The sequence below is a fragment of the Rhizobium oryzihabitans genome (genome assembly GCF_010669145.1).
In the GTDB taxonomy this organism is placed as follows: Bacteria; Pseudomonadota; Alphaproteobacteria; order Rhizobiales; family Rhizobiaceae; genus Agrobacterium; species Agrobacterium oryzihabitans.
On the sequence record NZ_CP048633.1, the window covers coordinates 40,700 to 52,835 of the forward strand.

Below are 12,136 nucleotides of genomic sequence, written 5' to 3' on the forward strand. Positions count from 1 at the left end.
CTGTCACCGTGTTGCGACGATCTCGATGGATGGACTGCTTTCGATCAGTTCGACAAACGCATCTCTTGCTTTAGTCGGTGACTGCCGTTCATCGAAGACTTCGGCAAAGCATCGCATGGCGGTGTCATAGACTGGCCCGGATTCTTCGGGGCAGCAACTGAAGACACAGTCGGCGGCATCCATGGTGCTCGCGCTATCGCGTGTATCTCCGTTGAACATGACTTTGACAGGCGTTTCCCAACTGTCTCGCATCACGCAGGTCTCAAGTAAAGAAGTCTAATCACGGAAAATTGTTCCCGGAGTTCTTAACTGTCGAAGCAAGATGGCAGGTTCAAAAGAGTCTTGGGCTGGTCGAAGTCAGCGAGGGTCATCAGGTATTTTTTCTTCCCCGGGCCGACTGCAACAAACAGATCGACTTCGTCGCCGATCGGCCGCTGGACGTAAAACTCGCGTTCTCCCGCCTCTATCTGCCGGATAACCTCTTCCACGGGCAATTTCCAATGCGTCGCGCCGGCGCCGCCGAGGTGAGTGATCTGACTGCAGACGTCGTCGGTCGCACGTCTCATGACCGTTTGAACCCGGACCCGATAAGCCACCTGCTTCTCCTCGAACAAGTATGTTGTTTGAACAGCTAATACTAATGTAGGTGGCGGATGGAAAAGTGCAGGGACAAGCGGTCCGAGTGGAGGACCCCTCCGTTGTTCGACTTCAAGCTCTGGCGGGCATGGCTTGGCAACAGGGGGTTGTCCCGGCGTATTCTACAGCCACGCGGACAGGCAGTGGAGAGTGATTCACATTTTTGCCGCAGTCTGATATGAGCTCGGGACAGAAACTGTTTGCCGAGCACCATGAACGAACAAAATTCAAAACGAAAACACCACCGATCCGGTGGGTTTGCGACCCATATCGACAATCTGGATTGGAGCTTCACGCCCCTTGGGCCACGGATCGCGTGGCCACCGGTCCTGGAGCAGACGCTCAGTCTGGTGATGAGCGCCGGCGTGCCGATGGCGATACTTTGGGGAACCGACGGCGTCATGCTTTACAATGACGCCTACGCCGCCTTCGCCGGTCAACGCCATCCGGATTTCCTGGGTCGTCCGATTTCCGAGGCATGGCCTGAGCTTGCGACGTTCAATTCCCGGGTTGTCAGGATCGTGCTCGACGGCCGCACCCTGTCGTTTGGCGACCGGCATGCTGTCATCGAGCGCAATGGCGAGCTTCAGGATGTCTGGCTGAACCTCGACTTCAGCCCGGTCCGGGATCATGACGGCGTGCCCCTTGGCGTGCTGGCGATCCTGAAGGACACAACCCATCGCGTCCGCACCGAGCAGCGCCTGGCGATTGCCCAGCAGGCCGGTGGTGTCGGCACCTTGGAGTGGTATCCGGAAACGGGCGAGCTAGATGTTTCCGACGAATATCGAAGAATCTGGGGGCTTGATGCCGATACGACGGTGACCGACACCTTGCTGGTAAGCCTGCTTCATCCCGACGACCGGGCAATATCAGGCCCCTCGAGGCTCGCTAACAGCAATCCGCTGGACTACGCCGAATATCGACGGATCGACCAGGTTACCGGAGAGGTTCGCTGGATTACACGGCGCGGACAGGTGGTATCGAGCGAGCGGACCGGCAAGCGCCGCTTCGTCGGCATCGCCTTCGACATCACCGCGCGCAAGCAAGCCGAGGTCACGCTTCAACAGAGCGAAGAACGCTGGCGCGGCCTGTTCGAGCAGATGCACGAGGGCTTCTTCACCGCCGATATCATGCGTGACGATGCCGGCAAGATAATCGATTTCGTGTTCATCGATATCAACCCGGCATTTGAACGGCAGACAGGCCTCGTCGCTGCAGAAACCGTCGGGAAACCGGTTACTCAGGCAATCCCCGGCATCCAGAGCGACCTGATCGCCACCTATGGTGAAGTCGTCGAAACAGGAACAGCTCGGCAGTTCGAGGTTCATATCCCGGCCTTGGGGAACCGCTGGTATGAAGCGCATGCTCGAAAGGTGGGCCCTGACCGTTTCGCCGTCCTCTTTCTCGACATCACCATCCGCAAGGCAGCGGAAGAGCGCATGCGCCAGAGCGAGGAGCGGTTCCGGACGTTGTCGCAATCCATGCCCAACCATGTCTGGACAGCTGGCGCCGACGGGTTGCTGGACTGGTTCAACGACCAGGTCCTTGCCTATAGCGGGATGACGAGTGAGGAACTCGGTGGGAGCGGCTGGGCCGGGATGGTCCATCCGGACGATATCGAAGCTGCATCCGAAGCATGGAATGCTGCGAGAACGTCAGCCCAGACCTATCAGACCGAGTTTCGGCTGCGCCGGAATGATGGCACCTATCGCTGGCATATCGCTCGCGCCGTTCCCGTTCTGGCGCAAAACGGCGGCGTTCTGCACTGGATCGGCACCAATACCGATATCGACGATCAGAAACAGGCGGAGGTGGCTCTCGCCGACAGCGCCGCCTATCTCGAGGCGCGCGTCGAGGAGCGAACCGCACAGCTCTTCGAAATGCAGAAGGCTTTGCAACAGTCCCAGAAGATGGAGACGATCGGCAAGCTGACCGGCGGTGTCGCCCACGACTTCAACAACCTGCTGCAGGTCGTTTCCGGCAACATCAATCTCCTGGCAAAAGATGTCGTAGGAAACGAGAAGGCGGAGCGCAGGATCACCAATGCGCTCGCGGGTGTCGGCCGCGGCGCTAAGCTCGCAAGCCAGCTGCTGGCGTTTGGCCGCCGCCAGCCGCTTGAGCCGAAGGTGGTGCATCTCGGCAAGCTTCTTACCGGAATGGACGATCTTTTGCGCCGGTCGATCGGCGAGGCGATTGAAGTCGAAACGATCGTCTCCGGCGGTTTGTGGAATACTTCCATCGATCCGAGCCAGCTCGAAAACGCCGTCCTCAATCTTGCGATCAACGCCCGTGACGCGATGGCCGGCGCCGGTAAGCTGACCGTAGAAGTCGGCAACGCCTTCCTCGACGAAGCCTATGCGCGCAATCACCTGGAGGTCGAGGCGGGGCAGTATGTCATGCTGGCGGTGACGGACACGGGGGCAGGGATCGCGCCTGACGTCCTCGAACAGGTGTTTGAGCCATTCTTCTCGACCAAGGAAGAAGGAAAAGGCAGCGGTCTCGGTCTGTCCATGGTCTACGGCTTCGTCAAGCAGTCGAACGGTCACGTGAAGATCTATAGTGAAGTCAGGCAGGGAACGACCGTCAAGCTCTACCTGCCACGAGCCCTGGCAACCGAGGATGCCGAAGTCCGACAGGATTTTGGACCGGTGGCCGGGGGCACGGAAACCGTGCTCGTGGTCGAAGATGACGATCATGTTCGCGATACCGCCATCGATCTGTTGACCGACCTCGGTTATCGCGTTCTGAAAGCCTCGGACGCCCAAAGCGCTCTGGCGATCGTCGAAAGCGGTATCGCGATCGATCTCCTCTTCACCGACGTCGTTATGCCCGGATCGCTGACAAGCCCAGAGCTTGCGAGAAAGGCAAAGCAGCGCCTGCCGCGTCTCGCGGTGCTGTTTACCTCCGGCTATACGGAGAATTCCATCGTCCATCATGGCCGGCTGGACGCCGGCGTCGAGCTTCTATCGAAGCCATATACGCGCGAGGCGATGGCACGCAAAATTCGTCAGGTTCTCGGAAATCAGTCGCGATCTGATGCCGCTTCGCCACAGACTATGCTGCCGACGAAGCCGGCGCCAGACGTCACGCCAGAGACAATCAGGGTTCTGGTCGTTGAGGACGACGCGCTCATCCGCCTGGACATGGTCGATATGCTGTTATCGGCCGGCTATGAGATCGAGGAGGCTGGCAGCGGTGAGGATGCTCTTGATCTGATCACGCGACAGCGCTTCGATGTGCTTGTCACGGACCTTGGCCTACCCGGAATGAGCGGCGCTGAGCTTGCGAATGCCGCGAGGTTGATCAATCCGGAGCTTGGTATCGTCGTCGCAAGCGGCCAGAGTGGCCTTCCAGACAATATACCGGAAGGTGCACGATTGCTGTCGAAGCCATTCGATCCGGAGCAACTGAAGGCTATAGTTGCTGAGGTGGCAGGCGATACAAGCTGAACGGCCTCAGCGCGCTTCGACCATGTTGTCGATCACCAGCCTCAAGGTCGCCTTGTCGCGGTGGCCTTTTTGAAGCTGACGCACCAGGATCAGCGCCAGGGCTGCGGCGTCTTCGCTCGATTTAAGAATTCGGTGGCTGTCGCAGGCGTCGTCGAAGACGTGCTGGATAAGGCTGAGGTCTTCCGGCAGAACCGGCTCTCGAACGGTCAATGCGGGCATGCGTTGTCCGCCATCAACGCCTATGAGACAGAACTGGTTTAATTGAGAAGAGAGGATTTTCGGCTCATCGTAGCTCTATCAAAGGAAGCGAAGATGAGACAGAAAACCGGGCCGCAGACATCGGCGGCCGAAAAGACAATCAAGGATATCCGTCGCGCCACGCGCAAGCACCATTCGTCGGAGGAGAAATCCGCATCGTGCTGGCGGGGCTGCGCGGCGAAGACAGCATTGCCGCGATCTGCCGCCGTGAAGGGATCGCCGAGAGCCTGTATTATAGCTGGTCGAAGGAATTCCTCGAAGCGGGCAAGAAGCGGCTTGCCGGAGACACTGCCCGCTCGGCCACCAGCGATGAGGTCAAGGCGCTACGCCGTGAAAGCCGCGACCTGAAAGAGGCGCTGGCCGACCTCACCCTGGAAAACCGCCTGCTTAAAAAAGCATGATCGCGGATGGGGGCGACGAAGAATGAGATATCCCGCCACCGAAAAGCTCGAGATCATCCGGCTTATCGAGGGGTCTCATCTGCCAGCCAGGCAGACGCTCGACAAGCTCGGCATTCCAAGACCAACCTTCTATCGCTGGTATGATCGCTTCCAGACCCACGGTGTCGAGGGGCTGGAAGACCGGACATCCGCGCCGTCACGGGTGTGGAACCGTATCCCCGACGATATCAGGGATCGCATCATCACACTCGCGCTCGATCATGCCGGTCTGTCGCCACGCGAGCTGGCGGTGAAGTTCACCGACATGGAAAGCTATTTCGTCTCAGAGGCTTCGGTCTACCGCCTGCTCAAGGCCCACGACCTTATCACCTCGCCAGCCTATATCGTCATCAAGGCCAATGACGAGTTCAAGGACAAGACCACGCGCCCGAACGAGATGTGGCAAACCGACTTCACCTACCTGAAGGTCATCGGTTGGGGATGGTTCTATCTTTCGACCATCCTCGACGATTATTCCCGCTACATCATCGCCTGGAAGCTGTGCACCAGCATGAAGGTGGACGATGTCACCGACACGCTCGACCTGGCGCTGGCCGCCTCAGGCTGCAAGGTCAAGGTCGAACACCGGCCGCGCCTGCTATCGGACAATGGCCCGTGTTACGTCGCCTCAGATCTCGGCGAATGGCTGGACAAATACAAGATCGGCCAGGTCCACGGCGCTTCCGGACATCCGCAGACGCAGGGCAAGATCGAGCGCTGGCACCAGACGTTGAAGAACCGCATCCTGCTGGAAAACTACTTCTTCCAGGAGGACCTCGAAGCCCAGATCGCGGCTTTCGTCGAGCATTACAATCATCGCCGATACCACGAGAGCCTCGACAATCTCACTCCGGCCGACGTCTACTTCGGGCGCGGCCAAACAATCCTGCTCGAACGTGAAAGGATCAAACGAGAAACCATCAGACAGCGCCGCTTGAACCACCAGGCCAAAGCGGCTTAAATTAACCAGCTACCCGAGCCGGAAACTCCATTCTTCCAAAGCCCAAAAAGTCTCAAATCATTCGACGACGGACAGATGCGCCAACTCGCCTGGGCGCACGATTGGCATATTCGCGAGGAAGGGGACACGGCCGCGCACGCCATTCTCGTCAACGCCAAGAGGCAATTGCCTCTGGCAAGCTTGTGGGGCGATGGAACAACGTCATCCTCCGATGGCCAATATTTTCCGGCGGGCGGACACGCCGAGGCGATCGGCGACCTCAACGCCCGCTATAGTCCCAACCCCGGCGCCAAGTTCTACCGGTTCACCTCTGACCAGTACGGCGCTTTCTACATCATCGCCATGAATGCCAATGCGAGCGAAGCCATCTATGTCCTCGACGGCTTGCTCTATCATGGCAGCGATCTCCCATCGAAACCCACTATGTCTATACCGGCGGGGTAAGCGATATGAGCTTCGCCCTTTGCCATCTCGTTGGTTTCCAGATTGTGCCCAGGCTGCGCGGTTTCAAGGATCGCAAGCTCTATCTCTTCCGGGCGACACACCTCCCGAAAACCTTGCATCGCTCGTTGGCGACCCATCGACGTCGAGCGGAACAAGGCAAACTGGAACGACATCCTGCGGCTGGTCACGACGATCCGGTCTGGGCAGGTTCGGCTTTCGACCCTGTTGGCAAAGCTGTCCGCATTCCCACGCCAGAACGGACTGACGTTGGCGCTACGCGCTCTCGGTCGCATCAATCGGTCCATCTGTCTGCCCCAGTGGTGGCAGAGCCCCGAAATGCGCAGGAACGCGACGGCCGGCCTCAACAAGAGCGAATCCCAGAACACCTTGGCCCGTGCGCTATTCTTCAACCGTCTCGGAGAACTGCGAGACAGGACCTTCGAGAGTCAATTCTACCGGGCGTCCGGGCTGAACCTGCTGATCAATGCCATCGTCTACTGGAACACTCTCTATCTCGAACCGGCCTTCGCCCAACTCAACCGGGAGGGTATCGCCACGCCGCCCGACCTAGTCAAACACATCACCCCGCTCGGGTGGCAACACATCAGTCTCACTGGCGATTACATCTGGACCTCGACGGAAAGCCTCGATCTCAGGCCGCTACGGCGCGAAACATCCATCCTCGCAGCGTGATCACCATACGTTCTCAAAAGTCGGACAGATTCAACACTTTCGTGTCGTGACGTCGCTTTGGCCTGGTGGTTCAAGCGGCCTTGTCTGATGGTGTCTTTGCATGAGACCTGCTCCGGCGGATTTCTTTTTGTCCGTTAACCCATCATTAACCGCAGTGCCACACTATGAGCGTGCGCGGGACCAGAAGACCGCGCTCCAACGTATGGTAGTGCATCGTGAGGGAACCCGCCGAGAATGGTGGGTTCCTTTGCTTGAAGCGAAGGAAAGTGGCAAGACCATGGCGCCCGAAGAGTTTCGCCGTTGCCTGCGCAATCTCCAGTGGTCACTTCCAGACTTGGCAGAAGTCCTCCAATGCGATCTGTCAGTCGTGGAGGCAATGAGCCGAGGTAAAGCAAATGTCCCGCCGCTGCTGGCTATCTGGCTCAGGCTACTCTCAAAAAACACACTGGGCTCGTGCAGACATACACTTACAACTAGGCCTTGGTGAAGAACCAGTGAGCTACCGGGACAATCCAGCTTCGCTCACGTTCGCGCCCTTACAACGACGAACGTAACAAAAAGTTGACTGACCAATGCCACGCTCAGTGCTTACTTGAATCAAAATAAATAAACAGGGATATGTGGAGAGCCGTATGACGGTGCACACCAGCCAAACGTTCATAGTATGTTTGACATCTGCGCCCATGAGACAGAACTGGCATCGTAAGGTTAACGGAACTTGGAGTTTGATAGGCGATGAAGGGGCATGACCACCCGTGATCCGCTCTACCGTCGCCACCGCTTTCCCGCTGAAATCATTGCCCTCGCGGTGTGGCTCTAGTTCCGCTTCCCTCTGAGCCTGCGGATGGTTGAAGACATGCTGCCGGCCCCGTGGCATCATTGTCTCGCATCAGACCGTGCGGGTATGGGCGGAGAAATTTGGCAGGACCTTTGCCAACGAGATCCGTCCTCGGTCATCCGGCCGGCTGGGTGACAAGTGGCACCTCGATGAGGTCGTTATCTCGATCGGGGGCAAGAAGCATTGGCTATGGCGCGCCGTGGATCAGGACGGTTTTGTCCTGGAGGTTTTGGTGCAAAGCCGCGCCAACGCCAAATCGGCCAACCGCCTGATGCGCATGCTTTTGAAAGGTCTGGGACGATCGCCATGCGTAGTGATCACCGACAAGCTTCGCTCCTACAGCGCAGCAAAACAGGCCGGCGTCGAGCACTGCTCCCATAAAGGGCTGAACAATCGGGCGGAGAACTCCCACCAACCAGTCCGACGGCGAGAGCGGATCATGAAGCGCTTCAAGTCAAAGCGGCATTGCAACGCTTCGTCTCGATCCATGATCCGATTGCCCCTCTTCCACATCCCGCGCTACGACATCCCCTCCAACCATCATCGAAAACTGCGCACAGCGGCAATGAAACTATGGGCGAAGATCGCTCGCGCATGAGCAGTGCACGTGGCGGGCGTCACGCGTTTGCTTCGCTGAAGTTAACTTTACGATGCCCATTTCCATCACCGTAGCATTGCCACCGATCTGGCCAGCACGATGTGAGACTTTCTAGAGAGGGCGGTCTTCTATTTTTTTTCGCCGTGGGGGTGTGTTCCCCTCGTCGGTGAGCTTTTGAGAGCGGCCAGTTGTTCGGTTGTGGCGCGACCATGTCGAGAGCGGGGATTGGATGTTCGAACTTGCGGCGTGCCTCGAACAAGGCTTTTACACTCCTTTCAGTGCTTTGAACGTGATCCCAATGATTTTATTCTTCATACACTCGAGAGCGCCGCGACGGGATCGAGCTTCGACGCGTTGCGCGCCGGCAGATAACCGAAGACAACGCCGATCAGCGTCGAGCAGACGAAGGCGGCGATGATCGACGCCGTGGAATAGACCATGGCTAAATTGCTGCTGAAGGCGGAGAAAAGCGCGCCGAAGCCGAAGCTGCCCAAAATTCCCAGCGTTCCGCCGATGATGCAGACGAGCACTGCCTCGATCAGGAACTGGCGCAATATATCACTGCGCCGTGCGCCGACTGCCATGCGCACGCCGATTTCCGATACGCGTTCAGACACAGATACCAGCATGATGTTCATCACCCCGATGCCGCCGACCAGCAGCGAAATCACAGCGATAGCGGCTATCAGGAGGGTCAGCGTCTGCGTGGTGCTGGTGATGGTCTGGCGAATGTCGTCGGTGTTGAGAATGTAGAAATCCCGTGTGCCGTGCCGCTGGGTCAGAAACGTCGTCACAGCCTGCTCGGCGATTGAGGCATCGACATCGTCGGCCACCTGCACCGTGATGCTGCGCAGCGACAGGCTGCCGAGAAAGCGTGACTGGACGGCGGTATAGGGCAGGTAAAGCGACAGGTTCTGGCTTGAGCCGAAACCGCCCTGCTGCGCCTGCGTGACGCCGACGATGCGGGCCGGCACCTTGCCGATGAGAATGACCTGGCCGACAGGACTGCCATCGAAATCCGCAAACAGCGATTTGCGGGTATTTTCGTCGATCACCACTTCCTGCGCCTTCTGCGCGACGCTTCCGCCATCGAAAAAGCGGCCCTGCGACAGCTTGGTGCCCTTGGCGACGAAATAGCGCTCGCTGACGCCGTTCACCAGCGCATTCGCCTCCTTCGCGCCGAAACGCACCGTGCTGGAGGTCGAGACCGTCGGCGTCACCGCCGCGACATAGGATTGCTTGGCAAGCGCTTCGGCATCGGAAACGACGAGCGTGGTGATCTTGCCCGACCTTATGTCGCCGAAATCCTTGCCCGCGAAGATTTCCAGCGTGTTGGTGCCGAGGCTCGATATGTTCTGCAGCACCCGCTGCTGCGACCCCTGCCCGAGCGCCACGACGCTGATGACCGAGGCGATGCCGATGATGATGCCGAGCATGGTGAGAAAGGTGCGCAGCTTGTGCGCCCGCATCGACAGAAGCGCCATGCGCAAGGCTTCGCGCAGGGACGAAACGAGACCCGCGAGACCGGAAGACCCGCCGGAAACGGCAACGGGTTTGGCATCGTCCTGCGGTACGGGCGTTGCATCCGTCCTGCGGTCGGAAATGATCGTGCCGTCGCTGATTTCGATGATCCGCCCGGCGCGTCTGGCAATCGACATGTCATGGGTAACGATGATGACGGTGCGGCCTTCGGCATGCAGCTCGCCGAGGATGCGCAGCACCTCGTCGCCGCTGGTGCTGTCGAGCGCGCCGGTCGGCTCGTCGGCAAGAATGATCTCGGCGTCGTTCATCAGGGCGCGGGCAATGGAAACGCGCTGCTGCTGGCCGCCGGAAAGCTGGCCGGGACGGTGATCGAGGCGTTCCGCCATGCCGAGGCGGCCAAGCAGCCTTGCGGCATTGTGCCTACGGTCGCCCTGCGTCTTGCCGGCATAGATAGCCGGAATTTCGACATTGCCGAGCGCCGTCAGTTCGGCGAGCAGATGGTAGCGCTGGAAGATGAACCCGAGATTTTCACGCCTGAGCGCCGAAAGCGCGTCGGAATCGAGATTGCCCGTTTCCCGGCCCCTGATGCTGTAGCTACCCGATGTCGGGCGGTCGAGGCAGCCGAGAATATTCATCAGCGTCGACTTGCCCGACCCGGACGCGCCGACGATCGCCACCATCTCACCGGCCTCGATAGTGAGGTCGATGTTCTTCAGCACGCTGATCGTGCCTTCGCCGGAGGGATAATCCCGCCGCACGGATTAAGCGAAATCAAAGGTTCAGCCATGGTTCAGAGCCCCATCGGCGGGCCGCCCGGCCCCGGCATGGCGTTTGCGGTGGTGGCGGTGGAACGCTCGCCTGTCACAACGCGCTCATTCTCGGCAAGGCCGGAACGAACTTCCGCCGTGACCTTGTTGTTCAAACCGATTTCGACCTTGCGGTCGGAAACCGTGCCATCGGCGTCGGTCACACGCACGGCATAGCTGCCGTCGCTTTCCATGCTGCCAAGGGCCGCCGAGGGGACGGTCAGCACGTCCTTCGCTTCGCCAAGAACGATATGGACCTCCGCCGTCATATAGGTGCGCAGCTTGCCTTCCGGGTTCGGCACTTCGAACACGCCATTATAATAGATCGCCTCGGAGGCCGACGTGCTGGAGGAGGACGAGCTGGAGGATGAAGAGGTCGAGGAACTGAAGCTGGAATCGCTGCGCACCGATTCCGGTGCCGGCTCTATCGAAGCAAGCGTCGCGTCGTAACGCTGCTGCGGCTCACCCAGCACGGTGAAATAGACCGGCAGGTCCGGCTTGACCCGCGTTACATCCGCCTCGGAAATCTCCGTGCGCACCGTCATCCGGTCGAGCTGGCCGAGAATGACGATGGTAGGCGCGGATTGGGTGGCGTTGACGGTCTGCCCTTCCTGGCTGACGATAGACAGAACAGTGCCTTCGATGGGCGCGGTGATCCTCGTATAGCCGAGATTGGCCTTTGCCGTTTCGACAGCGACCTGTGCCTCCTCGATCTGGGCGTCAATCGCTTCGATCTGCGCCTGGGTGACTGCGAGCGCTGCAGTGGCGCTTTCGAAATCCGCACGGGAGGCGGCATTTTTCGACACCATTTCCTGTTGGCGGACAAGGCTCTGGCGGTTAAGAACAAGTGTCGCCTGCTTTTCCACCCGCTGCGCCTTCACGTTGGCAAGCGCTGCCAGCGCCGTGCGAAGGCTGTTATTCTGGGTAACGGAATCGATCTCGGCAATGAGATCGCCCGCCTTGACCGTATCTCCAAGTGCGACCTTGACGGCGGTGATGCGACCGGAGGCCTGCGCGCCGACGGCCACCAGACGAACGGGTTTGAGCGTTCCAGTCGCCAGAACAGTCTGCTCGATATCACCGCGCTTCACAGATGAGGTGATATAACCGGGCGTTGCGGCCCGCGTATATTGGGAGGACAGCCAGTAGCCACCTAGGGCGAGCGCGACAACCGTCAGCGCCACACCTGCTTTGCGAGCCATTTTCATCGTCCTGTCCTGTCCGGCCGGTCTACTCAAAAGAAGAAACCGACCTCATGTCGTGTTTCACTAGGATGAAGCCGTTGTCTGCTTCGATCCATTCATAGGCGGCAACAGACTTTCTGGCGGATGCCTTGCGGCAGGTGTGGTGACGACGCTTGCCGTGTGCATTTTCGCGCCGTTCCTTGGCGCAGACGGGTTGGTGCCACTGTTCGTCCTGCCGGAATTTCGCCGCCGGATCTCGCACCGGCCTGTCACTGGCCGCAGCGACCGACCAGACGAAGCTCAAACCAAAAACCGTCGCCAGCATCAGGTAGAAATATCTCATCATC

Annotated in this window: 6 protein-coding genes and 4 pseudogenes; 4 read left to right on the forward strand and 6 right to left on the reverse strand. The window is 59.1% G+C overall.

Annotation, left to right across the window (positions count from 1 at the left end; translation table 11 throughout):
* Positions 1 to 3: 3 nt before the first annotated feature.
* Positions 4 to 252 (reverse strand): DUF982 domain-containing protein, encoded by a 249-nt coding sequence (locus G3A56_RS29640; protein ID WP_080823526.1) that lies wholly within the window; start codon positions 250 to 252, stop codon positions 4 to 6.
* A 53-nt stretch (positions 253 to 305) separates the two neighbouring features.
* Positions 306 to 596 carry a DUF3892 domain-containing protein gene (locus G3A56_RS16380; RefSeq protein WP_137067665.1) on the reverse strand — a complete coding sequence of 97 codons (291 nt, stop codon included), beginning with the start codon at positions 594 to 596 and terminating at the stop codon, positions 306 to 308.
* 252 nt (positions 597 to 848) lie between these two features.
* Between G3A56_RS16380 and G3A56_RS16385 the strand changes: the two genes are divergently transcribed.
* Positions 849 to 4,085 carry a hybrid sensor histidine kinase/response regulator gene (locus G3A56_RS16385; protein ID WP_082179115.1) on the forward strand — a complete coding sequence of 1,079 codons (3,237 nt, stop codon included), beginning with the start codon at positions 849 to 851 and terminating at the stop codon, positions 4,083 to 4,085.
* A 6-nt stretch (positions 4,086 to 4,091) separates the two neighbouring features.
* Here the strand turns inward: G3A56_RS16385 and G3A56_RS16390 are convergent, their stop codons facing one another.
* Complete coding sequence (locus G3A56_RS16390) at positions 4,092 to 4,304, reverse strand: hypothetical protein (protein ID WP_052821400.1); 213 nt, start codon at positions 4,302 to 4,304, stop codon at positions 4,092 to 4,094.
* 93 nt (positions 4,305 to 4,397) lie between these two features.
* Here G3A56_RS16390 and G3A56_RS16395 point away from each other — a divergent pair.
* The 3 pseudogenes from G3A56_RS16395 (at position 4,398) to G3A56_RS16410 (ending at position 8,317) form a co-directional block, all read left to right on the forward strand.
* Positions 4,398 to 5,744, forward strand: a pseudogene (locus tag G3A56_RS16395) (IS3 family transposase).
* Positions 5,745 to 6,881: pseudogene (locus G3A56_RS28960) on the forward strand (Tn3 family transposase).
* Between the two features lie 745 nt (positions 6,882 to 7,626).
* Positions 7,627 to 8,317: pseudogene (locus tag G3A56_RS16410) on the forward strand (IS6 family transposase).
* 311 nt (positions 8,318 to 8,628) lie between these two features.
* Here G3A56_RS16410 and G3A56_RS16415 read toward each other — a convergent pair.
* The 3 genes and pseudogenes from G3A56_RS16415 to G3A56_RS16425 all read right to left on the reverse strand — a co-directional run bounded on the left by G3A56_RS16415 (position 8,629) and on the right by G3A56_RS16425 (position 12,132).
* Positions 8,629 to 10,586: pseudogene (locus tag G3A56_RS16415) on the reverse strand (MacB family efflux pump subunit).
* 3 nt (positions 10,587 to 10,589) lie between these two features.
* Entirely contained in the window at positions 10,590 to 11,813 is a 1,224-nt protein-coding gene (locus tag G3A56_RS16420) for an efflux RND transporter periplasmic adaptor subunit (RefSeq protein ID WP_082186165.1), read from the reverse strand.
* Positions 11,814 to 11,835: 22 nt separating this feature from the next.
* On the reverse strand, positions 11,836 to 12,132 hold the full coding sequence (locus tag G3A56_RS16425; RefSeq protein WP_052821408.1) for a hypothetical protein: 297 nt from the start codon (positions 12,130 to 12,132) through the stop codon (positions 11,836 to 11,838).
* Positions 12,133 to 12,136 lie beyond the last annotated feature (4 nt).

Coding starts and splice junctions, on each gene's coding strand:
- G3A56_RS29640 (WP_080823526.1), bottom strand. CDS start 252: ATGCGAGACAGTTGGGAAACGCCTGTCAAAGTCATGTTCAACGGAGAT.
- G3A56_RS16385 (WP_082179115.1), top strand. CDS start 849: ATGAACGAACAAAATTCAAAACGAAAACACCACCGATCCGGTGGGTTT.
- G3A56_RS16390 (WP_052821400.1), bottom strand. CDS start 4,304: ATGCCCGCATTGACCGTTCGAGAGCCGGTTCTGCCGGAAGACCTCAGC.
- G3A56_RS16420 (WP_082186165.1), bottom strand. CDS start 11,813: ATGAAAATGGCTCGCAAAGCAGGTGTGGCGCTGACGGTTGTCGCGCTC.
- G3A56_RS16425 (WP_052821408.1), bottom strand. CDS start 12,132: ATGAGATATTTCTACCTGATGCTGGCGACGGTTTTTGGTTTGAGCTTC.